The organism is Streptomyces silaceus (assembly GCF_001419745.1).
In the GTDB taxonomy this organism is placed as follows: domain Bacteria; phylum Actinomycetota; class Actinomycetes; order Streptomycetales; family Streptomycetaceae; genus Streptomyces; species Streptomyces silaceus.
In genome coordinates, this window is the sequence record NZ_LIRJ01000197.1 from 1 (window position 1) to 22,977 (window position 22,977).

Here is a 22,977-nt window from a genome sequence, read left to right on the forward strand (position 1 = left end):
ACCGGGCGGCCGCCCGGTTCCGGCACCGTGACGTGTTCGCCCTGGCCGAGGAGATGTACGCGCGCGTACCGCGCAGTGACGATACCGCCGAGCGTGCGGCCCTGGCCGTACCGGCGGGGGACGCCCCACGCGGCGTACCCCAAGTGCCGTCCGGATGGGCCCTGTTCGCGCTGCTGCCCGGCGCGGTGTGCGCGGCGGCCGTGGCGGCGCTCGGCCTCGCCGAGGGCGGCACCCGCGTCGCGGTCGCGCTCGGCGGTGCCCTCGCCGTCGGCGCGGCCCTGCGGACCGCCCTGCGGTACGGGCCGCTGCGCGCCGTCGCCCAACCGCTGCCGGCCACGCGCGCGTGGGCGTGCTGGCTCCTCGCGTACGCCCTGCTCGGCGACGGCCTGTTGAGGGGCGCCGTCGCGGGCGGCCCCGACGGGCCCGGCGACCTCTGGGAACCCGCCGTCGGCAGGCTCCTCGGACTCGCCCTCGCCGTCGCCCCGGCCGTCTGGTGCGCCCGCCTCTTCGCCGTACGCGCCCGGGGGCGACTCGGCGCCAGCCGCGGCCTCGACGACTTCGCCTCCTCCGTACGGCCTTTGCTGTTCGGTGTGTTCGCGCTGTTCCTCGGCGCGCTCGCGGCGCTGCTCGCCGTGGCGGACACGCTGCTCGGCCGTGTGGGCGGCGAACCCGTCGCCCCCGGCGGCCCGTCGGCGCTCCTCGGGGCGGGCGCGCTCGGCGCCCTGCTGCTGCTCGCGCGCCTGCTCGGCGTCTACGGCTTCACCCGGTCCCCGGCCCTGCTCCTCGGAGCCGCCGGAGCGGCCGAACTGGCGGCGCTCGCCATGGTGTTCGCGGGCCGCCTGCCCGGGTGCGGCGCGCTGGCCGCACCCGTCGAGGCCGCCGTCGACGCCTGGGGACCCGGCGTCGTGCCGGCCGCCGCGTGCGGCGCCGCCGCGCTCGCCCTCCTGGTCCACGCGGCCAGGACGCTGACCCTGGCCTCGGCCCACGCGGTCCCCGGCGAGGCGCCGTGAGCCGCCCCTCCGCAGACCGACGAGACCACTCTCCCGCGGGGCCGACACCGCGGGCCTTACCCCGTGACCCACGGCAACACCCTGAAGGAGAACGACAGATGACCACCCGAACCCGCCGCCGAGCGGCCACCCCGGGAGGCGCCCGATGAGGGTGCTGCTGATCGGAGCCAACGGATACCTCGGCCGGTTCGTCGCCGACCGGCTGCTCGCCGACCCGGCCGTCCAGCTCACCGCGCTCGGCCGCGGCGACGACTCGGACGTGCGGTTCGACCTCGCCAACGGCAGTCCCGGCGCGCTCACCCGCTTCCTGGACGCCGTGCATCCGGGCGTCGTCATCAACTGCGCGGGCGCCACCCGGGGCGGTGCCCGCGAGCTGACCCGGCACAACACCGTCGCCGTCGCCACCGTCTGCGAGGCCCTGCGCCGCAGCGGCTGCGGCGCGCGGCTCGTGCAGCTGGGCTGCGGCGCCGAGTACGGTCCGAGCCAGCCGGGCTCGTCCACCGCCGAGGACGCCGTGCCGCGGCCCGGCGGGCCCTACGGCGTCAGCAAGCTCGCCGCCACGGAACTGGTGCTCGGCTCCGGGCTCGACGCCGTGGTGCTGCGCGTCTTCTCGCCCGCCGGTCCCGGCACGCCCGCCGGATCGCCGCTCGGGCGCCTCGCGGAGGCCATGCGGCGCGCGATGCAGGCGGGGGACGGCGAGCTGAAGCTCGGCGGGCTCGGCGTGCAGCGCGACTTCGTCGACGTGCGCGACGTGGCGCGCGCCGTGCACGCCGCCTCGCTCTCCGCCGCCCAGGGAGTCGTGAACATCGGCTCGGGCCGTGCCGTGCGCCTCCGGGACGCGGCCGCCGTCCTGGCCCGCGTCGCCGGTTTCGGCGGCGCCCTGCACGAACTGGACCAGGTGCCCGTACGGCCATCCATCGGGCACCCCCGCGGCGAATCAGAGCACGGGGCCCCGGCCGCCTACCCGTACCCCGACGGCTGCGGCAGCTGGCAGCAGGCGGACGTGCGCACGGCGCGCGACCGGCTCGGCTGGCGGCCCCGGATCAACCTCGAAGAGTCACTGGCCGATATCTGGATGGAGGCCGCATGCCGCATCTGACCAGGACCACGAGGGGTGCCGCCGGTACCGACGTACGCATCGGCTTCGGCATCCCCGGCTTCGCGCACCCGCTCGTCGCCCCCGCGGAGTGGGCCGAACTCACCCGCCCCGGCGCCCCTTTGAACTGGGTTGTCCTCAATGTCGCGAATGGGCCGGGGCAACGGCCCGATCCGCACTGCCTGGAGGCCGCGGGACGGCTGCGGAACGTGGGCGTCCGGGTTCTCGGCCATCTCGACACGATGTACGGCGCCCGGCCCTTCGGCGAGCTGATCTCCGAGGCGCACCGCTACCTCGACTGGTACCAGGTCGACGGCTTCTCGCTGGACCGCTGCCCCACGGAGCGGGCCGCGCTCCCGGAGGTGCGCAGGACCGTCATGACCCTGCGCGCGATGATCGACGACGCGCACATCGTGCTCGGTCACGGCACCCACCCGTACCCCGGATACGCGGAAACCGGCGACCAGTTGGTGACCTTCACCGGCCCGTGGAGCGACTACCGCTGGTCGCAGGTGGCCGAGTGGACCGCCGACTATCCGCCCGAGCGCTTCTGCCACTTCGTGCACGGCATGCCGCTCGGGCATCTGGAGGAGGCGCTGCGCATCGCGCGCTGGCAGGGGGCCTCGACGATCTTCTTCACCGACCGCGTGGACCGGGGAGGTCACGGGGACCCCTGGGAGGCCATGCCCGGGTACTGGGACGAAATCGTCTCGCGTATCGGAACAGGTGTCTCGGAATGAAGAAGGGCGTGGCAGTGTTACACGCAGAACAACCGTTCCGAAATACCGACCAACGGAGTCCCCGTGTCGCTGCCACCCCTGGTCGAGCCCGCATCTGAGCTCACCGTCGACGAGGTCCGCAGGTACTCCCGCCACCTGATCATCCCGGATGTCGGGATGGACGGGCAGAAGCGGCTGAAGAACGCCAAGGTGCTCTGTGTGGGCGCCGGCGGTCTGGGGTCGCCGGCGCTGATGTACCTGGCCGCCGCCGGTGTCGGCACCCTCGGCATCGTCGAGTTCGACGAGGTCGACGAGTCCAATCTGCAGCGCCAGATCATCCACAGCCAGTCGGACATCGGCCGCTCGAAGGCGGAGTCCGCGAAGGACTCGGTCCTCGGCATCAACCCGTACGTGAACGTGGTCCTGCACGAAGAGCGGCTCGAGGCCGACAACGTGATGGACATCTTCGCCCAGTACGACCTGATCGTCGACGGCACGGACAACTTCGCGACGCGTTACCTGGTCAACGACGCGTGCGTGCTCCTGAACAAGCCGTACGTCTGGGGCTCGATCTACCGCTTCGACGGCCAGGCCTCGGTCTTCTGGAGCGAGCACGGCCCGTGCTACCGCTGCCTCTACCCCGAGCCCCCGCCGCCGGGCATGGTCCCCTCCTGCGCCGAGGGCGGCGTCCTCGGCGTGCTGTGCGCGTCGATCGGCTCCATCCAGGTCAACGAGGCCATCAAGCTCCTCGCGGGCATCGGCGAGCCGCTGGTCGGCCGCCTGATGATCTACGACGCCCTGGAGATGCAGTACCGCCAGGTCAAGGTCCGCAAGGACCCGAACTGCGCGGTCTGCGGCGAGAACCCCACCGTCACCGAGCTCATCGACTACGAGGCCTTCTGCGGCGTCGTGTCCGAGGAGGCCCAGGAGGCGGCGGCCGGCTCGACGATCACTCCCAAGCAGCTCAAGGAGTGGATCGACGACGGCGAGAACATCGAGATCATCGACGTCCGCGAGATCAACGAGTACGAGATCGTCTCGATCCCCGGCGCCAAGCTGATCCCGAAGAACGAGTTCCTCATGGGCAACGCCCTCCAGGACCTCCCGCAGGACAAGAAGATCGTCTTGCACTGCAAGACGGGTGTCCGCAGTGCGGAAGTCCTCGCGGTGCTGAAGTCCGCGGGCTTCGCGGACGCGGTCCACGTGGGCGGCGGCGTGATCGGCTGGGTCAACCAGATCGAGCCCGACAAGCCGGTCTACTAGGCGCAGCGCCTGAAGAGCTCCGGGGCCCGCACCTTGCGCAAGGTGCGGGCCCCGTCGGCGTGCCGTACCGGCAGGCGGGCCGCCTCAGGACGCGCAGACCTTGCCGTCCTCCGGGACCTTGCCGTCCAGCAGGTAGTCGTTGATCGTCCCGTCGACGCAGGAGCTGCCGTTGCCGTACGCGCCGTGGCCCTCGCCCTTCCACGTCAGGTGGACGCCGACGTCCTTGCCGAGCTCGTCCGCCATCTTGCGGGCGCCCTCGTAGGGGGTCGCCGGGTCGCCGGTGTTGCCGACGACCAGGATGGGGGCGGCGCCCGGCGCGCTCACCTCGGGGGAGTCGTGCAGCCCGGCCACCGGCCAGTCGTGGCACCAGCCCGCCGTGTCCCAGCCCAGGAACTCGCCGAAGACCGGCGATATCTCCCGGAAGCGGTCCATGCTCTTCTTCGCCTCCTCCGGGGTGGTCCGCCCCTTGGAGTCCACGCAGGAGATCGCCCGCTGGGCGTGGCTCTGCGTGCCGTAGCGGCCCGAGGGGTCGCGTTCGTTGTAGGCGTCGGCGAGTTGGAGCAGCGTCGAGCCGTCGCCCTGCTCCGCGTCGTCCAGGGCGCGGCTGAGCGTCGGCCAGGACTGCTTGCTGTAGAGGGTGACCAGGATGCCGGTGCTCGCCAGGGACTCGGTCAGCTTCCGATCGCCGGAGGTCCGCATCGGCTCGGCGTCCAGCTTCTTGAGCAGCTTCACGACCTTCGCGGTGCCCTCCTCGGGGGCCACGCCGCGGGAGGTGAAGTAGTTGTCGAGGGCGCGCTGGAAGCCCCGCGCCTGGTTCTCCGCGTGGCCGACCGAGTCCGCGGTCGGGTCGACGACCGCGTCGAAGGTGAGGCGGCCGACGCGCTTGGGGAACAAGTGGGCGTACGTCCCGCCCAGTTCGGTGCCGTACGAGACGCCGAAGTAGTGCAGCTTGTCGTCGCCGAGGACCTGGCGCAGGAGGTCCAGGTCACGGGCCGCGTCGGTCGTCGATATGTGCCCGATGAGCTTCTTCGCGCCGCGCGCGCAGCCCGCGCCGAAGTCCGCGGCGTCCTCGAAGTACGCCTTCTCCTCGGCCGCGGTGTCCGGGGTGAGGTCGATGCGCCGCTCGGCCGCCTGCGTCGCCTTGTCGTCGCGGCAGCGCACGCCCTGGCTGCCGGCGACCCCGCGCGGGTCGAAGCTCACCAGGTCGTACCGCTCGCGCAGCTTCGCGTACGAGTCGCCGAAGGAGGGGAGCCCGGAGACGCCCGAGCCGCCCGGCCCGCCGAAGTTGAAGACGAGGGAGCCGATGCGGTCGCCCTTGCCGGTGCTCTTGGCGCGTATCAGGGCGATGCCGATCGTCTCGCCGTCCGGCTTCGCGTGGTCCAGCGGCACTTCGAGCGTCGAGCACTGCCACTGGGCGCCCGGCGCGGTGCCGCCCTCGGGGGCCTTGCAGCGGCCCCAGTCCAGCTTCTGCGCGGCGAGGTCCTTGCCGGCACCCCGCCCCTGCCCGCCGCCGGAACCGCCCTTGCCGTCGCCCCCGCCGTCGGACGAGCCGCCGCAGCCGACGGCCAGGCCCGCCACCAGGACTCCTGCGGCGGCCAGGGCCGCGGACCGTACGAAACGCTGCATGAAGCGCTTCCCCCCTCGGAAGACAGTCAGGCCATAGTAGGCGGGGCCACCGACAGCGGAGCGATCAGCCGCAGACCGTCCCGGCCTTCGGGACCGTGCCCTTCAGCAGGTAGTCGTCCACGTTCTCCCGCACACACCGGTTCTTGCTGTCGTAGGCGCCGTGCCCCTGGCCCTTGTACGTCAGCTCCACGCCGACGCCCTTGCCGAGCGCCTGCGCCATCTTGCGGGCGCCCTCGTAGGGGGTCGCCGGGTCGCCGGTGTTGCCGATGACGACGATGGGCGGGGCGCCCGCGGCGGCGACGTCGGGGTGGTCCGCCTGCCCCTCGACGGCCCAGTCGGTGCAGCCGACCATGCCCCACGCCAGATAGTCGCCGAACAGCGGCGACGCCTCGCGGAAGGCGGGGAGCTTCTTCTCGACATGGTCGGTGGTGTAACGCGCTTTGTCGTCGGCGCAGTTGATGGAGATGTTGGCGGCCTGCATGTTGCTGTACTCGCCGTTCTCGCCGCGTCCGTTCATCGAGTCGGAGAGCAGCATCAGGATCTTGCCGTCGCCCTCGTACGCCTCTTCGAGGCCCTGGGTGAGGTAGGGCCAGAAGTCCTGGGAGTACAGGGACTGCGCGATGCCGTTGGTGGCCGCGGTCTGGGTCAGCTGCCGGGGCGGCAGGCCGGTGATCGGCTTGGCGTCCAGGTCCTCGAGGAGCTTCGCGATCCGGTCCTTGACGTCCTGTTCCGTGTCTCCGACGGGGCACTCCTCCGCCTTGGACGTGCAGTCCTTCGCGAAGTTGTCGAGGGCGAGCTGGAAGCCCTTGGCCTGGCCGAGGGAACCCTCCTCGGCGGTCTGGGTGGGGTCGACGACCGCGTCGAAGACGGCCCGGCCCACCTTCTTGGGGAACAAGTGTGCGTACACGCCGCCGAGTTCGGTGCCGTACGAGATGCCGAAGTAGTGCAGCTTGTCGTCGCCGAGGACCTGGCGCATGAGGTCCATGTCGCGGGCCGCGTCGGTGGTGCGGACGTGCGGCAGGGTCTTCCCGGAGTTCTTCTCGCAGGCGCCGTTGAAGGCCTTCACGTTCTCGACGAGCTTCTTCTTCTCGGCGTCGTCGTCGGGCGTGGAGTCCTGCTGGAAGTACGTGTCGAGCTGCTCGTCGTCCTCGCACTCGACGCCCGCGCTGCGGCCGACGCCCCGCGGGTCGAAGCTGACCAGGTCGTAGCGGGTGCGCAGCTTCGCGTAGTCGTCACCGAAGGCGGGCAGCGTGGTGATGCCGGAGCCGCCGGGGCCGCCGAAGTTGAAGATGAGCGAGCCGATGCGGTCTTCCTTGTCGCCGCTCGCCGCGGCCTTGATCAGCGCGATGTCGATCGTGTCGCCCTTCGGCTTCGACCAGTCGAGGGGCGCCTTCATGGTGGCGCACTGCCACTCGGCGCCGCCGGGCAGCGGCGAGGGGGCGCCGCCGCCTCCCTCGGCGGCGGACGGCGCCGGGCAGTCCTCCCACGAGAGCTCCTGGGCCGTCAGGTCCGCGTCCTTGCCTGACTTGGTGTCGTTGTCGCCGCACGCCGCGAGGGCGGAGGCGAGCAGGACGGCGGTGGCGGCCGCGACAGTGGTGCGCGACGGGGACATGTTGGGCATGTCCCCATCCTGCGGGGGGTCCTGACGGAGCGCTCGGGGCGCGGGCCGTGCGGGTGAGTGGGCGGGTGCGCGGGCGGCGGGGCGCGGGGCCGTGTGTGCGGCTGGCCGAGTGGCTGAGCGTGCTGCCGCCGCGCGGGCCGGGATCCGGTCGGGGGGTGCCCGGGGAGCCGGTCGAGGGTGAGGCCGTGTGCCCGGGGACCCGGTCGGTGTCAGCCCTCGCGGAGCTGCCGGGCCGCGGCCGTGCCCGTCGCCACGCACGCGGCGACGCCCACGCCCTCGTACGCCGCCCCGCACAGCGCGAGCCCCGGCAGCTTGCCGACGGCCTCGCGCACGCGGGCCACCCGGTCGACGTGCCCCACGCCGTACTGCGGAAGGCCCCGCTCCCAGCGGGTGACCCGCGCGGCGACGGGCTCGCCGATCGAGCCCACGGCCCGGTGCAGCTCGTCGACCGAGGTCCGGACGAGCCGGCGGTCGGTGACGGCGAGCAGATGCTCCTCGGCGACGCGGCCGATCGAGGTGCGCAGCAGGAAGAGGTCGGGCGCGGACTCGCCCTGCCAGTGCCACTTGTTGGTCAGGAAGGTCGCGGCCTTGATGGTGCGCCCCTCGACGGCGGGCACCAGGAAGCCGTTGCCCTCGGGCAGCGCCTGCACGCGCGCGTGCCCGTGCCCCGCCCCCTGGGCGAGCGCTTTCGTACGGGGGAACGCCATCGTCACCACGGCGGTGCTCGCGTGCTGGATCGCCCCGAGGTCGGCGTCGGCGAGCGGCGCGTGCGGCCGCAGCAGCTCCGCCGCCTCGTACGCGGGCACGGCGAGGATCACCGCGTCCGCCTCCAGGAGCAGGGGACCGTCGCCGGTCACGGCGAGCACCCGCCACCGCCCGGAGACGGTCCGCTGCAGCTCCCGCGCGCGCGTGCCGGTGAGCACGCGGGCGCCGGCGGCCTCGGCGACGGCGAGCGGCAGCCGCCCGGCGCCGCCGCGCAGGCCCTGGACGGGCACGGTCCGCGGGGCATCCGCGCGCGGGGCGCCGCCCGGGGACGTACGCATCCGGCGCAGCGCCTCCAGGAGCGGCTCGCCGCGTTCGGCGACGGCGGCCACGCGGGGCAGCGCGGCCCGCAGCGAGAGCCGGTCGGGGCGGCCCGCGTAGACCCCGCCGAGCAGTGGCTCCACGAGCCGGTCCACGGCCTCCTGGCCGAGCCGCCCGGCGAGGTACTCGGCCACGGACACGTCCTCGCCCTGCGCCTCGACGGGCAGCGTCTCCTCGTGGCGCAGCCGGGCGATGCCCTCGTCGGAGAGCAGTCCCGTGCCGGTCAGCGCGTCGGGGTCGGCCGGGATGCCCATGACGTGGCCCGGCGGCAGGGCGCGCAGCGCGTCGTGCGACCACAGGGTGGTCGGCGCGGGGGCCGGGTCGCACAGGTCGTCCCCGAGCCCCACCTCCTCGGCGAGGCGTACGGCCTCGGGGCGCAGCGCCATCAGCGACTCGGCGCCCTCGTCGACGGGGACGCCCGCCAGGGTCCCGGTGCGCAGCTTGCCGCCGATCCGCAGGGCGCCCTCGAGGACGGTCACCTCCGCGTCGCCGCGCAGCCGCCAGGCGGCCGTCAGACCGCTGATGCCGCCGCCGACGACGATCACCGAACGCTTCATGCCGTGCTTCTTTCTGTACGGGCCGCGCCGGGCGCCGCCTCGGAGAGCAGTTCCCTCAGCTCGTCCTGGTACGGGAAGCTGCCCGGCTCGTACGCGCACCAGGGATCGGCGGCGAGCACCCGCCCCGTCGCCCCGTAGGCGCGCGAACGGGAGCCCCCGCACACGGAGTTGAACTCGCAGCGCCCGCACGCGCCGCCGAGCAGGGAGGGGTCGCGCAGCGTCGTGAAGAGCGCGGAGCCCCGGTAGATGTCGAGGAGCGGGTGGTGCTTCACGTTGCCCGCCGACAGCGGCAGGAAGCCGCTGGGGTGGACCTCCCCGGTGTGCGACACGAAGACGAAGCCGCGCCCCGAGCCGACGTCCATGGGCGGCCTGCGCACCGCGCGCCGCTCGCCGTCGTGCAGACCGAGCGCACGCGCGCGTGCCGTCAGACGCCCGTACAGGGGGCCCAGCTCGGGCTGTTCGCCGTGCCGCTCCAGGAGGGTCCGCTGGAGCGCCACACGGCGGAAGTGGTGGCCCTCCGTGGTCTTGGTGGCGAGCACCGCGCCGGTGTCGTACAGGAAGTGCAGGACGTCCTCGACCTCGTCGGGGGCGAGCGCGGAGAGCTGTTCGCCGCGGCCGGTCGGCACCAGCACGAAACCGCTCCACAGCATCGCGCCCTCGCGCCGCACCAGGGCCGCGATGTCCGCGAGGTCCTCCAGGCTGTCGCGGGTGACGGTCGTGTTGACCTGCACCTTCAGTCCGAGCTCACGGGCCGTGCGCCAGCCGTCGAGCGTCCATTCGAATACCCCGGGCACGCCCCGGAACGCGTCGTGCCGCTCGGCCGTGGAGCCGTCGACGCTCAGCGAGAGGGCGACGGCACCCGCCTCGCGCACCGCCGTCAGGTTCGCCCGGTCCAGCGTCGGCGTCCCGGAGGGGGAGACGGCGACCCGGAGCCCGAGGCCCGTTCCGTAGGCGATGAGGTCGGTGAGGTCGGGGCGCTGGAAGGGGTCGCCGCCGGTGATCACGAAGAGCGGGCTCGGCTTCCCGAAGGCCGCGATCTGGTCCATCAGCCGGCGGGCGTCCGCGCCGTCCAGCTCGCGGGGGTCCCGCGCGGGCTGCGCCTCGGCCCGGCAGTGCAGACAGGCGAGCGGGCACGCGCGCGTGGTCTCCCAGATGACGATGAAGGGGCGCTCGGCGACGTCGTGCCGGGGGCGCCGCACCACCCGGCTCACGACACCCGCTCCCAGCCGCGCTTCGGGTCCCGGTTCGCGAGCTGCTTCGGGTCGCGGCGCCGGTAGACCACGTACGGCCTGAAGAGGTACTTGAAGGGCGCGCTGAAGATGTGCGCGAGCCGCGAGAAGGGGATCAGCGCGAACAGCGCGAAACCGAAGACGATGTGCAGCTTGAAGGCGAGCGGCGCCGCGCCCATCAGGTGGTAGTCGGGCTGGAGCGTGAACAGGCTCCGGAACCAGACGGAGATGCCCTCGCGGTAGTTGTAGTCGACCGCTCCGGAGGAGTTGAGCACGGTCGCGACCAGACCGAGCAGCATCGCGCCGAGCAGCACGGTGTACATCAGGTGGTCGCTGCGGAGGGTGGCCTTGCGGACGGCGGGCACGGTCAGGCGCCGGTAGAGGAGGATGCCGATGCCGACGGCCGCGGCCACACCCGCGACGGCGCCCGTGGAGACGGCCATCAGGTGGTACGTGTGGTCGCTGACGCCCACCGCGTCGGTCCAGCTGTCCGGGATCACGAGCCCCACGACATGGCCGAGCACCACGAACGCCATGCCGAAGTGGAAGAGCGGCGAGCCGATGCGCAGCAGGCGCGACTCCCGCAGCTGCGAGGAGTGCGTGGTCCAGCCGAACCGGTCGTAGCGGGCCCGCCAGAACAGGCCGGCGATCAGGAGGGTGACGGCTACGTAGGGCATGACGCCCCACAGGAGGAGGTCCATCAGGCCGGGGTCCTTTCCTGGGCGGCACGGGCGGCGGATGTGGCAGAGGCGGCTGCGGGCGCGGCGGGGACGGTGGGCCAGGGGAGGTCGACATCGGGGCCGAAGGGTTCGAGGCCGACGGTCTCGCGGGGCGGCCCGCTGCGGGCCAGTGCCTTCGCCTCGGCCCGCGTCTTCGGAGAAGGCCCCGGGAGCGTCCCGCAGACCGCTTCGAGCACGCGCGCGTAGGGGCTGCCCACATCGGTGACGGCGAGCCGCAGCAGTTCGAGTCCGGCCCGGTGCTCCTCCAGGAGGGCGGTGCCCGCGGCCTCCTCACGTGCGGCGAACTCCAGGAGCACCGGCAGGAAGTCCGGCAGCTCCTCGGAGTCGAACTCCAGGCCGTGCTCGCGGTACACCTGCTTGACGCGCACCAGGGAGAGCCCGCGGTTGCGGGTGTCGCCGTCCGACCACCAGGTGAGGTACAGACAGCGGCGGTTGCGGGTGTCGAAGACGTCCGTGTAGTGCGCGGCGAGGTCCAGGGGGCGCCGCACGCGCGCGTGGGCGACGAATTCGCTCAGCCGGGGATGGCCGGCCGCCTCGTCGAGCAGGTCGAGGTCGGCGTAGAGGCGCTCGTCGGGGTACTGCAGGAGCCGCCCCGCGACCAGGCGTACGACAGCTTCGGGGGTCATGCGCTCTTCCTCCGGCCGATGTTGAGGAGCGGCTTGGAGGCGTACGTCTCGTAGCCGACGGGACAGCCGGTCTGCCGGGGGTCCTCCAGCGGGTGACTGTCGGAGAGGGCGTCCGCGTCCGCGCGCGCCGCCGTCGGGATCACGTACCGGTCCTCGTACTTGGCGATGGCGAGGAGGCGGAACATGTCCTGGAGTTCCTCACCGGTCAGCCCGACGGCCCGCGCGATCGTCTCGTCCGGCTCCTGGCCGAGGTTGATGCCCCGCATGTAGGAGCGCATCGCGGCCATCCGCCGCAGCACCGCGTCGACGGCGAACACGTCGCCGGCGGTGAGCAGTTCGGCGAGGTACTCCACGGGGATGCGCAGCGCGTCGACGGCCCCGAAGAGGTTGCCCGCGTCCTCCCCGTCGCGGCCCGCGGCGGCGACCGCCTCGACCACCGGGGAGAGCGGCGGCACGTACCAGACCATCGGCAGGGTGCGGTACTCCGGATGGAGCGGCAGGGCCACCTGGTAGGTGCGGATCAGGTCGAAGACGGGGGAGCGGCGGGCCGCGTCGAGCCACTCCTCGGTGATGCCGGACGCCCGCGCGGCGGCCGCGACGGCCGGGTCCCGCGGATCGAGGAAGGCCTCCAGCTGCGCCGGGTAGAGGTCGTGCTCGTCCTCCACGGAGGCCGCCTCGGTGACCTTGTCGGCGTCGTACAGCATCACGCCCAGATAGCGCATGCGGCCCACGCAGGTCTCCGAGCAGATCGTCGGCATCCCCGCCTCCACGCGCGGGAAGCAGAACGTGCACTTCTCCGCCTTGCCGGTGCTGTGGTTGAAGTAGACCTTCTTGTAGGGGCAGCCGGACACGCACATCCGCCAGCCGCGGCACTGGTCCTGGTCGACGAGGACGATGCCGTCCTCCTCGCGCTTGTACATCGCTCCGGAGGGGCACGACGAGACGCACGCGGGGTTGAGGCAGTGCTCGCAGATCCGCGGCAGATAGAACATGAAGCTCTGCTCGAACTCGAAGCGGATCTTCTCGCCGACCTCGTCGCGGACCTTCTCCACCAGGGGGTCCTTGGGGCCGTGCTCCGGGGCGCCGCCGAGGTTGTCGTCCCAGTTGGGGCCCCACTCGATGGTGCCGATGGGCTCGCCCGTGACCTGCGAGACGGGCTTGGCGACCGGCATGTCGTCGCCCGCGGGCGCGTCGGTGAGGTTGCGGTACTCGTACGTCCAGGGCTGGTAGTAGTCCGAGAGCTCCGGCAGTTCGGGGTTGGCGAAGATCTGCCCGAGCCGCTTGAGGCGCCCTCCGGCCCGCAGCCGGAGCCGGCCGGACCTGGTGCGCTCCCAGCCGCCCTTCCACCGCTCCTGGTCCTCCCAGCGGCGTGGATAGCCCTGTCCGGGAAGCGTCTCGACGTTGTTGAACCAGACGTACTCGGTGCCCTTGCGGTTCGTCCACGCCTGCTTGCAGGTGACCGAACAGGTGTGGCAGCCGATGCACTTGTCGAGGTTCATGACCATGGCTACTTGGGCCATCACGCGCATGGGATCGGTACTCCGTGCTTTCTAGTAGGACACGGTCTGCGAGCGGCGGCGGATGACCGTCACCTCGTCGCGCTGGTTGCCGGTCGGGCCGAGGTAGTTGAAGGCCCACGTCAACTGGGCGTAGCCGCCCACGAGATGGGTGGGCTTGAGCATGATCCGGGTCAGGGAGTTGTGGATGCCGCCGCGCCGCCCGGTCTTCTCCGTCTTGGGGACGCCGACGGTCCGCTCCTGGGCGTGGTTCATGTAGACGGTCCCCGGGGGCATCTTGTGGGACACGATCGCGCGGGCCGTGATCACGCCGTTGCGGTTGACGGCCTCGATCCACTCGTTGTCCGCGACCCCGATGGCCTCGGCGTCCTGCGGGGACATCCACACGGTCTGTCCGCCGCGGCCGAGCGTCATCATGTAGAGGTTGTCCTGGTACTGGGAGTGGATCGCCCACTTGTTGTGCGGGGTCAGAAAGCGCACGGCGACCTCCTTGGCGCCCGTCTCGCCGCCGTCGGTCCGGGAACCCAACTCGGGCTCTCCGTAGAGGCGGTGCATGTTCAGCGGCGGCTTGTAGACGGGCAGCGCCTCGCCGACCTCGTGGATCCAGTCGTGGTCGATGAAGAAGTGCTGGCGCCCGGTGAGCGTGTGCCAGGGCTTGAGGTGCTCGGTGTTGACGGTGAACGCGGTGTAGCGGCGGCCTCCGGACTCGCTGCCCGACCACTCCGGGGACGTGATGACCGGCACCGGACGCGCCTGGGTGTCCGCGAACGTGATCCGCTTGCCCTCGGCCTCCGCCGCCAGGTGCGCCATCTCCGTCCCGACGCGCTTCTCCAGCGTCTCGAAGCCCTGCGTGGCCAGGCGGCCGTTGGAGGTCCCGGACAGCGACAGGATCGCCTCACAGGCCCGCTGGGCGGTGTCCAGGCGGGGCCTGCCGTCGGCGACGCCGCCGCGCACCGTGCCGTTCTTCTCCTTCAGGTACGCGACCTCCTCGGCGACGTCGAAGGTGACCGCCTTCGTGGTGACGCCGAGCCTGTCGACCAGCGGCCCGAGCGCCGCGAACTTCTCGCCGACCGCTCCGTAGTCGCGCTCCACGACCGCGAGGTTGTACATGGTGCGCCCCGGGACGGGCTCGCACTCGCCCTTCGACCAGTCGAGCGCGACCCCGCCGGGCTGCGCCATCTCGCCGCCAGGGGTGTCGTGCTGCAGCGCGGTGGCGACGAGGTCGCGGCGCACCCCCAGGTGCTCGCCCGCCAGCTCGCCGAAGCGCCGGGCCACGGCGAGGAACGTGTCGTAGTCGGTGCGCGCCTGCCACGGCGGGTCCACGGCGGGTGTGAACGCGTGCAGGAAGGGGTGCATGTCGGTGGACGACAGGTCGTGCTTCTCGTACCAGGTGGCGGCCGGCAGGACGACGTCGGAGAGCAGCGTCGTGGACGTCATCCGGAAGTCGAGGCACAGCAGCAGATCGAGCTTGCCCTCGACGTCCTCGGCGTGCCACTTCACGTCGCGCGGCGCGCAACGCGGCCCGTCGTCGGGCAGGTTGGAGTGCGTGCCGAGCAGATGCTTGAGGAAGTACTCGTTGCCCTTGGACGACGAGCCGAGCAGGTTCGCGCGCCATACGTTGAGCACGCGCGGCCAGTTGCCGGGCGCGTCCGGGTCCTCGCCCGCGAAGCCCAGCGTGCCCTCCTTGAGCTCGGCCACGGCGCTCGCGACGGGGTCCTCGCCCTCGCCGAGGTCCAGGGGGTTGCGGTCGAACGTCGGGTACGACGGCATCCAGCCCATGCGCGCGGACGCGGCCAGACAGTCGGCGCCGGTCATCCCCTCGAACCGGCCGTCCCCCAGGGGAGAGGCGAGGGACTCGGCGGGCAGCGTGTCGTAGCGCCACTGGTCGGTGTGCAGATAGAACCAGCCCGCGCCGATCATGTGCCGGGGCGGGCGCCCCCAGTCGGACGCGCTCGCCAGCGTCGCCCAGCCGGTCACCGGACGGCACTTCTCCTGCCCTACGTAGTGCCCCCATCCGCCGCCGTTGCGCCCCTGGCAGCCCGTGAGGGTGAGCAGGGCGAGGAACGCGCGGTAGATGGGCTCCGAGTGGAACCAGTGGTTGGTGCCCGCGCCCATGAGGATCATGCAGCGGCCCTGTGAGGCCTCCGCCGTCTCGGCGAACTCCCGCGCCACGCGCGTGGCCTGCGCCGCGGGAACGGAGGTGAGCGTCTCCTGCCAGGCCGGGGTGCCGGGCTGGCAGGCGTCTTCGTAGGAGGTGGGCCACTCGCCGGGCAGCCCCGCGCGCGGGACGCCGTACTGGGCGAGCATCAGGTCGTGGACGGTGGTGACGAGCCGGTCGCCGATGCGGCGCACGGGGACTCCGCGGCGTATGACACCGGTGTCGCCGTCACCGCTCGTGGCGTCCTCGAAGCGCGGCAGGACGATCTCCGCGGTGTCCTCTCCGTAGAGGGTCAGCCGGGGCACGGTGTCGCCGAGGTCGAGGTTCCAGTCGGGCTGCTCCGAGGAGCCCCAGCGGTGGCCGAGCGTGCCGTTCGGGACCGTCGGCTCGCCCGTCACGTCGTCGATCAGGACGGTCTTCCACCGGGCGTTCTCGGCCTGCGCGTGGTCACCGCCGAGATCGGCCGCGGTGAGGAACTTGTGCGGCACCAGGCCCTTTTCGGTCTCGTCGAGCGTGACCAGGAAGGGCAGATCCGTATAGCGGCGCACATAGTCCTGGAAGAACGGCGTCTGCCGCTCGACGAAGAACTCCTTGAGGATCACGTGGCCCATCGCGAGGGCGAGTGCGCCGTCGGTGCCGGGGTGCGGATGCATCCACTCGTCGGCGAACTTCGTGTTGTCCGCGAAATCCGGTGACACGGTGACGACTTTCTGCCCCCGATAACGCGCCTCCGTCATCCAGTGCGCGTCCGGCGTCCGCGTCACCGGGACATTCGAGCCCCACATCATCACATAGGCGGCGTCCCACCAGTCGCCCGATTCCGGTACGTCGGTCTGGTCGCCGAATACCTGCGGAGAGGCGACCGGAAGATCCGCGTACCAGTCGTAGAAGGACAGCATCGGGGCGCCGATGAGGGAATGGAAACGGGCGCCGGACGCGTGCGACGCCATCGACATCGCGGGAATGGGGGAGAAGCCGGCGACCCGGTCCGGACCGTGCTCCTTGATCGTGTGGACGTGCGCGGCCGCCACGATCTCCACGGCCTCGTCCCAACTCGCCCGCACCAGGCCGCCCTTGCCGCGCGCCCGCTGGTAGCGCCGCCGGCGCTCGGGGTCCGCCTGGATGTCGGCCCAGGCGAGCACCGGGTCCTTCAACCGTGCCTTCGCCTCCCGGTACATCTCCAGAAGGGCTCCGCGCACATGCGGATAGCGGACGCGCGTCGGCGAGTACGTGTACCAGGAGAAGGAGGCGCCGCGCGGGCAGCCGCGGGGTTCGTATTCGGGACGGTCGGGGCCCACCGACGGATAGTCCGTGGCCTGGGTCTCCCAGGTGATGATGCCGTCCTTGACGTACACCTTCCAGCGGCACGAGCCCGTGCAATTCACGCCGTGCGTGGAATGCACGACCTTGTCGTGACTCCATCGGTCGCGGTAGAACGCCTCGCCGTCCCGGCCCCCGATGTGCTGCACGCGGTGCAGATCCTCGGATGTCTCGGCGGCACGGAAGAAACTCCCGGCCTTCACGAGCGTCTCAGCGATGTCTTTCCTCTGCTGCAACGTCACATCTCCCGGCCGTCACGAAGAAATGGAGCACGGCACGTGCTGCCTGCAACGACCCTAAGCCTGGAGGAGGTTGGGACCCCGGGGACTTAGGTCCCGTGAGGGGGTGACCTCTTTCCGGAATATTCCGGGCCCTGTGCTGAGACGCTGAACGCATGGGCAGGAAGAAGAAGGGCGCGCTGCGCTCGTGGCTGCCGAACCAGCACGGCGCGTGGGCGATGCTCGCGGTGCCCTTCGCGGCGGGCGTGTTCCTCGGCCACGGGCCGGACGCGGGCCCCCGCTGGGCCCACCTGCCGCTGCTCGTGGCGTGGTTGGCGGGGTACGTCGCTGCCTTCCACGGCCAGCAGTGGATCCGGCTGCGCCGCCTCTCGCGCAACCCCAGGGCCCCGCGCCGCCACGTGCGCCCCGCCCTGGTCTCGGCGGCCGTGTGCGCGGCCTGCGGGGTGCCGCTGGTGTTCGCGTACCCCTGGCTGCTGCTCGCGGCCGGCTGCGCCGCGCCCTTCGTCGCCGTGAACACGTACTACGCCTGGCGGAACGAGGAGCGGGCCCTCGTGAACGGCCTGGCCGCGGTGGTCCCCGCCTGCGGCATGCTCCTGGTCACGCTCCACGTGGGCGGCGGCACCCTCGCCGACGGCCGGCGCCCCGCCCTCGCCTGCCTGCTGTTCTTCGCGGGCACGGTGCCGTACGTGAAGACGATGATCCGCGAGCGCGACTCACGGTCCCACTACTGGGCGTCGGTGGCGTACCACGCGCTCGCCGTCCCGGCGGCGTACGCGCTCAGCCCCTGGCTCGCGGTCCTCTTCGCGGCCTACCTGGCCCGCGCGGCGCTGCTGCCGGGGAAGGGCGTCAAGGTGCCGGTGGTCGGCGCCGTGGAGGTCGTCGGAGCCGTGCTGCTCCTGGCGGCGCTGCTGATGCTGTTCTGAGCGCGCCCGCCGGGCCCCGAAGGCGTCCTCTACGGAGGAGCCGCCCTCAGAGCCACCCCTTCCTTGTGAGGTGGTTGAAGAACAGCCACCCCGGAAGCACCGGAAGCCACAGCGTCAGGAGCCGGTAGAGCAGCACCGCCGGCGCCGCCACGTCCTTGGGCACGCCCACCGCGATCAGACCGAAGGTCAGCGTCGCCTCGACCGCGCCCACACCGCCCGGCGTCGGCGCCGCCGACCCCAGCGCGTTGCCCGCGAGGAAGACCACGGCGACGCTCGCGAGGCTCAGCGACGACAGCTGGCCGTTGCCGAAGGCCCGTACCGACGCGTCCAGACAGAGCACGAACATCAGGGTGAGCAGCAGCATGCCGCCGATGCCGGTGAGCAGCTTCTGCGGCCGCTGCAGCACGTCCAGCATGCGCGGCACGACACCCGCGAAGAGCGACCGCACGCGCGTGACGACGAATTTCCGCAGGAACGGGATCGCGGTCACCACGAGGACGAGCACCGCGACCGACAGCAGACCCGCGATGACCGTGCGGGACGGCGTGAACGACGGCGTCTTCTCCGTGCCCGTCAGATAGCCGAAGACGAGCAGCAGCATGATGTGCGAGCCGAGCCCGAAGAGCTGCGACGCGCCGACGCTCGCCACCGCGAGCCCCGAGCGCACGCCCGAGCGCTGCAGGAACCGCGTGTTGAGCGCGACACCGCCGACCGCGGCGGGCGCCACGATCTTCACGAACGACCCGGCGACCTGCGCCGCCACCGCCCGCAGGAACGGCACCCGCTCCGGCACGAAGCCCAGCAGGCTCATCGCGGCGGCGAAGTAGCTCAGCGCGGAGAACCCGACCGCGGCGGCCACCCAGCCCCACTGGGCCTCCTGGAAGAGCGTGCCGAACTCGACGTGCGTGAGCTGCGACAGCAGGAAGTACGCGCCGATCGCGCCGGCGATGAAGCTGATCAGCGTGCGCGGCCTGATCCGCTCCAACTGCGCGGGCTCGACCGGCGCCGTCGGGCGGATGAGCAGCACCTGGTGGCGGATCTGCGTGAGCAGGTCCTCCTCGCGGGCCTGCTCCAGGGCGTCGTCTATGGCCTGCTTCTCGGCCTGCCGCTCCTGCTTGGCGGCCTGCTTCTCCTGCTTCTGGGCCTGCTTGCCCGCGCGCGGGTCGGCGGGTACGGCGGCGTGCGCCTCGGCGCGCTCTCCCTCGACGGAGGCGGCGACGGCGCCCGCCTCCTCCGCACGGGCCTGCTTGGCCCTGCGGGAGGCCTCCAGGACCGCCTCGCGCTCGCGCTGCGAGCGTTCGCGGGCCAGCTTGCGCAGGGTGGCGCGGGTGGAGCGGGTGAGGGCGATGGGCTGGAGCAGCGGCAGACAGTCGGCGACCGCGTCCGGGCCGAGGACCTCGACGGCCGACGCGACCGCGCGCTCGGCGCCCACGCGCAGCCCGAAGGCCGTCAGGAGCTGTGCGATGTCCATGCGCAGGACCAGATCGCCCGCGGCGATCTCGCCACCGCGCAGATCCGTGAGGATCACGGTGCCGGAACGATCCACCAGGATCGCGTCACCCGCGAGCCTGCGGTGCGCGATGCGCCGGGACTGCAGGGCCTTCACCTGCCGCCAGGTCTCGCACATCAGCTCGTCGGTGACGGCCTCGTCCGGCAGCGAGTCCAGGGAGCGGCCGCCCGTGTGCTCGTAGACGAGCATCACGGCGTCGGGGCCGAGCTCGGAGGTGGCGATCAGCTTGGGCGCGTTCGCCTCCGCCGCGATGGCCGCGTACGCGAGGAGGGCCTCCTGCTCCAGGGCCTGCCGCAGCGACTGGAGACTGCGCCGCTGGGTGATGCCGCGCAGCGTGAGCCTGCGCCAGACGCGGTAGAAGAAGCCCTGCGCCTGTTGCTCGCGGTCGATGACCGTGACGTCCAGGGGCGGTCCGTCCTCCAGCGTGACGAAGTACCGGCGGCCGCGGTCGCCGTGCTCGCTGTCGGGGGACTCCTCGCGGGCGGCGCTCACGGGGTGGAAGCCGACGTGCCGCAGGCCCACGAGCAGCGTCTGCCCGGTGGGCCGCACGTTAGGCGAGCCGACCGCGTACAGCGTGCCGTACGCCACGGCCCAGCCGATCAGCACGGTGAGGATGATCGAGAACGGCGTCGTGTAGCCGGTGACGAGCATGGTGAACGCGTCGAGCAGCAGCACCACGAACAGCACCAGGCGCCAGCGCGGTCTGCGCGACATGCCGACGGCCGTCATGTACGCGATGACGGGCGCGAGATAGCCGTGCACCGGATCGGTGAACGCGTGGACGTCGGCGGGGGACGGCTTGGTGAGCGCGTCCTGGATGGAGCCGGGGGCGGCCTTCGCGACCCAGAGGTCGGTGGCCAGCGTCACGCCGTGCGCGAGGACGGCGGCCAGGACGCCGTCGGCGATGCGCAGCCCGTCCCGTTTGATCAGACGTTCGATGGCGAACGCCACGGGGACGAGCAGCACGCCGATGCTGGCGACCAGCCCTGCCACCTTGATCAGCAGGTCGGGCGCCTGGTCCGTGCCCTTGTCGATGTCCTGTTCGAGCCCGGACGTGGTGCCGTGCGCGAACGCGGCGATCGCCAGGAGCACGGCGATGGCGAGGATGCCGACGAGCAGCCGCATGAGGTCGGACGGTCGGTGCACGCGCGCGGAGAGCAGCGGTTCGTCGCGGGCGACGCGGTCGGTGTGCGCGTCGTCGCCGTCGGCGCAGCCGTCGTGCGCGGTGCCGTCGTTCTCGGCGCCGTGCGCGGTGCCGTCCTGTCCGGCGCCGTCGTGTTCGGTCCCGGTCGTGTCGGTCTTCTCGGTCTTCTCGGTCTTCAGGGCGCGCTCACCGGTGTCCAGGTGTGACTCGGACGCAGAGGTGCCCGCCTTCTCATCGGGATGCACGCCCTGCCGCTCCGTCGTCTCTTCTTGATCTCGTATCACCAGTCACCGCCCGCACGATGGTGGCACGTCCGACTCCCAGAGGGGGGCATCAGGGGGCAACGCAAGGATGCGAAGTGGTCACGAAACGACACTTTGCGCCCCCGCGCCCGCCCGTCCGCCCGACCCGGGACACGCTCCGCGCCGGGCCGGACACGGTGTCGGTGGCGTGCGGCAGGATGGACCGGATGAGCGAGGTGAGCCGACAGGAGAGCCGGATGGGACAGGTGCCGCCCGACTCCGCGGACCAGGCGCTGCCGGAGTACGCGGAGCGGGTCCTCGACGTCGCGGAGCTGATCCCTCCGGGCCGGGTGATGACGTACGGAGACATCGCCGAGTGGCTGGAGGAAGGCGGCCCCCGACAGGTCGGACGCGTGATGGCCCTCTACGGAGGAGGCGTTCCGTGGTGGCGTGTCGTGCGCTCGGACGGCGCGCTGCTGTCGGGCCACGAACTGCGTGCCCTGGAGCAGTACCGCGCGGAGGGCACCCCGCTGCGGGAGGCCTCGCGTGCCGCCCAGGGGCATCTGCCGAAGCTCGACATGCGGCGGGCGCGCTGGGACGGCGGGGACGTGGCGGCGGCCGGCGGGGGAGCCGGCGACGGGCCCGCGGGCGGCCGGGGGCCGGGCGGCGGCGCGGAAGGCGACGCCGCGGACGACGCTCGACCGCAGGCTCCGGAGGCTCACACCTGACAGCTTCCGGCATCCGGCGGCCCGACGGGGGACCGGTGGCCCGTACGGGGGAAGCCACGCGTCCTCCACGCCCACTGGCGTAGCGTCGACAGCACGCATCCCCCTCACCCCGCGGCCACCGCGCAGCCGCTCTTCGACCAGCACACCCACCAGGACCGGCGACCCACGTGAGTTCCCCTTCTTCCGCCCGGCACCTCCGGAACCCGTCGAACCACCAGGTACGACAGGCGACCTCGGGTGCCTACCGACTGGTGCGTACGCAGCGGGGACCGTCGGATCCCCCTCGCTTGGACGCAGGTCAGCGCGCGGTGGTTGACCACAAGGGCGGACCGCTGCTGGTGCTCGCCGGGCCCGGCACGGGCAAGACCACCACCCTGGTCGAGGCCGTCGCCGCGCGGGTCGCCCAGGGCGGCGATCCCGCGCGGATCCTCGTGCTCACCTTCAGCCGCAAGGCCGCGGTGGAGCTGCGCGACCGCATGGCGCTGCGCATCGGGGCGGCGCGCGCCCCGCAGGCCACGACGTTCCACTCCTTCTGCTACGCCCTCGTCCGCGCCCACCAGGACGCCGACCTGTTCGTGGAGCCCCTGCGGCTCCTGTCGGGCCCCGAACAGGACGTGGCGGTGCGCGAGCTGCTCGCGGGCCACCTGGACCTCGCCCAGGAGGGCCGCGGCCGCATCCGCTGGCCGGACGAGCTGCGTGCCTGCCTCACCACCCGCGGCTTCGCCGACGAGGTGCGCGCGGTGCTCGCCCGCAGCCGCGAGCTGGGCCTCGGCCCGGACGCCCTGGACGCCTTCGCCCGCCGCATCGGCCGGCCCGACTGGGGCGCGGCGGCGGCCTTCCTCGCCGAGTACCTGGACGTGCTCGACCTCCAGGGCGTGCTCGACTACGCGGAACTGGTCCACCGCGCCGTGCTGCTCGCGCGCCGCCCCGACGTGGCGCGGGCGCTCGGCGCGCAGTACGACGCGGTCTTCGTGGACGAGTACCAGGACACCGACCCGGCGCAGGTGCGGCTGCTGGACGCGCTCGCGGGCGGCGGCCGGACCCTGGTCGCGTTCGGCGACCCCGACCAGTCGATCTACACCTTCCGGGGCGCCGACGTGAACGGCATCCTGGAGTTCCCGCACGCCTTCCCGCGCGCGGACGGCACCCCGGCGCGGGTCGAGGTCCTGACGACGTCCCGCAGGTCGGGCGCCGGGCTCCTCGCCGCCACCCGGCTGCTCACCACGCGCATGCCGCTGACCAGGCTGCCCGCGGAGAAGGTGCGGGCCCACCGCGAGCTGACGCCGGTCAGGGACGGCGGCCGGGTCGAGGTGTACACGTACCCGACGGCCGGCACGGAGCTCGACAACATCGCGGACATCCTGCGCCGCGCGCACCTGGAGGACGGCGTTCCCTGGGGCGACATGGCGGTCCTCGTCCGCGCGGGCGCCCGCACGATCCCCGCGGTCCGCCGCAGCCTCAGCGCGGCGGGCGTCCCCCTGGAGATCGACGGCGACGACATCGCCCTGCGCCACGAGCCCGCGGTGACGCCTCTGCTGACGGCGCTGCGGGTGGTGGCGACGGCGGTGGTGTCGGAGGCGGGGGGCTCTGAGGGGGAGGCGTCCGGTGGTGGTGCCGGAGGAGCTG

Annotated in this window: 16 protein-coding genes; 7 read left to right on the top strand and 9 right to left on the bottom strand. The window is 72.5% G+C overall.

Translation table 11 applies throughout. The features are described 5' to 3' along the window. The 4 genes from AOK22_RS19515 to moeZ form a co-directional block, all read left to right on the top strand. The coding region (locus AOK22_RS19515; RefSeq protein ID WP_055699970.1) for a hypothetical protein at positions 1–1,010 on the top strand (1,010 nt) is incomplete at its 5' end. Between the two features lie 145 nt (positions 1,011–1,155). Next, positions 1,156–2,109 (top strand): NAD-dependent epimerase/dehydratase family protein, encoded by a 954-nt coding sequence (locus tag AOK22_RS19520; protein ID WP_055699971.1) that lies wholly within the window; start codon positions 1,156–1,158, stop codon positions 2,107–2,109. Continuing rightward, positions 2,097–2,846, top strand: coding sequence for a spherulation-specific family 4 protein (locus AOK22_RS19525; protein WP_055699972.1), 750 nt, complete (start codon positions 2,097–2,099; stop codon positions 2,844–2,846). The genes AOK22_RS19520 and AOK22_RS19525 overlap by 13 nt, the downstream gene beginning before the upstream one ends. A gap of 63 nt (positions 2,847–2,909) precedes the next feature. Then, positions 2,910–4,088: an adenylyltransferase/sulfurtransferase MoeZ gene (gene moeZ / locus AOK22_RS19530; protein ID WP_055699973.1), complete on the top strand. Its 1,179-nt coding sequence runs from the start codon at positions 2,910–2,912 to the stop codon at positions 4,086–4,088. Positions 4,089–4,172: 84 nt separating this feature from the next. On the opposite strand, the gene AOK22_RS19535 is transcribed toward moeZ, so the two are convergent. The 8 genes from AOK22_RS19535 to AOK22_RS19570 all read right to left on the bottom strand — a co-directional run bounded on the left by AOK22_RS19535 (position 4,173) and on the right by AOK22_RS19570 (position 16,783). Continuing rightward, positions 4,173–5,714: an alpha/beta hydrolase gene (locus AOK22_RS19535; protein ID WP_055699974.1), complete on the bottom strand. Its 1,542-nt coding sequence runs from the start codon at positions 5,712–5,714 to the stop codon at positions 4,173–4,175. A gap of 64 nt (positions 5,715–5,778) precedes the next feature. Beyond that, on the bottom strand, positions 5,779–7,335 hold the full coding sequence (locus AOK22_RS19540) for an alpha/beta hydrolase (RefSeq protein ID WP_055699975.1): 1,557 nt from the start codon (positions 7,333–7,335) through the stop codon (positions 5,779–5,781). Between the two features lie 209 nt (positions 7,336–7,544). Continuing rightward, a complete protein-coding gene (gene hemG / locus AOK22_RS19545) occupies positions 7,545–8,975 on the bottom strand; it encodes a protoporphyrinogen oxidase (RefSeq protein WP_244164889.1) in 1,431 nt (476 codons plus the stop codon). Further along, positions 8,972–10,186, bottom strand: a complete 1,215-nt coding sequence (locus tag AOK22_RS41925; protein WP_244164891.1) for a TIGR04053 family radical SAM/SPASM domain-containing protein — start codon at positions 10,184–10,186, stop codon at positions 8,972–8,974. Before AOK22_RS41925 ends, hemG begins: the two co-directional genes overlap by 4 nt. After that, a complete protein-coding gene (narI, locus tag AOK22_RS41930) occupies positions 10,183–10,905 on the bottom strand; it encodes a respiratory nitrate reductase subunit gamma (protein WP_055699976.1) in 723 nt (240 codons plus the stop codon). The genes AOK22_RS41925 and narI overlap by 4 nt, the downstream gene beginning before the upstream one ends. Then, positions 10,905–11,570 (bottom strand): nitrate reductase molybdenum cofactor assembly chaperone, encoded by a 666-nt coding sequence (gene narJ, locus AOK22_RS19560; protein WP_063795295.1) that lies wholly within the window; start codon positions 11,568–11,570, stop codon positions 10,905–10,907. The genes narI and narJ overlap by 1 nt, the downstream gene beginning before the upstream one ends. Next, positions 11,567–13,099, bottom strand: coding sequence for a nitrate reductase subunit beta (gene narH / locus AOK22_RS19565; RefSeq protein WP_055699977.1), 1,533 nt, complete (start codon positions 13,097–13,099; stop codon positions 11,567–11,569). Before narH ends, narJ begins: the two co-directional genes overlap by 4 nt. Positions 13,100–13,120: 21 nt before the next feature. Further along, entirely contained in the window at positions 13,121–16,783 is a 3,663-nt protein-coding gene (locus AOK22_RS19570) for a nitrate reductase subunit alpha (RefSeq protein ID WP_425264045.1), read from the bottom strand. Positions 16,784–16,959: 176 nt separating this feature from the next. Between AOK22_RS19570 and AOK22_RS19575 the strand changes: the two genes are divergently transcribed. Then, positions 16,960–17,727, top strand: a complete 768-nt coding sequence (locus AOK22_RS19575; protein ID WP_055699979.1) for a YwiC-like family protein — start codon at positions 16,960–16,962, stop codon at positions 17,725–17,727. Positions 17,728–17,773: 46 nt separating this feature from the next. Here AOK22_RS19575 and AOK22_RS19580 read toward each other — a convergent pair whose 3' ends face one another. Next, on the bottom strand, positions 17,774–20,665 hold the full coding sequence (locus tag AOK22_RS19580; protein WP_055699980.1) for a lysylphosphatidylglycerol synthase transmembrane domain-containing protein: 2,892 nt from the start codon (positions 20,663–20,665) through the stop codon (positions 17,774–17,776). 176 nt (positions 20,666–20,841) lie between these two features. Here AOK22_RS19580 and AOK22_RS19585 point away from each other — a divergent pair, with 176 nt between their 5' ends. Together AOK22_RS19585 and AOK22_RS19590 are read left to right on the top strand one after the other, a co-directional pair. Continuing rightward, positions 20,842–21,351, top strand: a complete 510-nt coding sequence (locus AOK22_RS19585) for an MGMT family protein (protein WP_167357861.1) — start codon at positions 20,842–20,844, stop codon at positions 21,349–21,351. Positions 21,352–21,518: 167 nt separating this feature from the next. Beyond that, positions 21,519–22,977, top strand: a 1,459-nt coding sequence (locus tag AOK22_RS19590) for an ATP-dependent helicase (protein ID WP_157872262.1), incomplete at its 3' end; no start/stop codon positions are given.

Coding starts and splice junctions, on each gene's coding strand:
- narJ (WP_063795295.1), bottom strand. CDS start 11,570: ATGACCCCCGAAGCTGTCGTACGCCTGGTCGCGGGGCGGCTCCTGCAG.
- AOK22_RS19540 (WP_055699975.1), bottom strand. CDS start 7,335: ATGCCCAACATGTCCCCGTCGCGCACCACTGTCGCGGCCGCCACCGCC.
- hemG (WP_244164889.1), bottom strand. CDS start 8,975: ATGAAGCGTTCGGTGATCGTCGTCGGCGGCGGCATCAGCGGTCTGACG.
- AOK22_RS19520 (WP_055699971.1), top strand. CDS start 1,156: ATGAGGGTGCTGCTGATCGGAGCCAACGGATACCTCGGCCGGTTCGTC.
- narI (WP_055699976.1), bottom strand. CDS start 10,905: ATGGACCTCCTCCTGTGGGGCGTCATGCCCTACGTAGCCGTCACCCTC.
- AOK22_RS19525 (WP_055699972.1), top strand. CDS start 2,097: ATGCCGCATCTGACCAGGACCACGAGGGGTGCCGCCGGTACCGACGTA.
- AOK22_RS19585 (WP_167357861.1), top strand. CDS start 20,842: ATGGACCGGATGAGCGAGGTGAGCCGACAGGAGAGCCGGATGGGACAG.
- narH (WP_055699977.1), bottom strand. CDS start 13,099: ATGCGCGTGATGGCCCAAGTAGCCATGGTCATGAACCTCGACAAGTGC.
- AOK22_RS19575 (WP_055699979.1), top strand. CDS start 16,960: ATGGGCAGGAAGAAGAAGGGCGCGCTGCGCTCGTGGCTGCCGAACCAG.
- AOK22_RS19535 (WP_055699974.1), bottom strand. CDS start 5,714: ATGCAGCGTTTCGTACGGTCCGCGGCCCTGGCCGCCGCAGGAGTCCTG.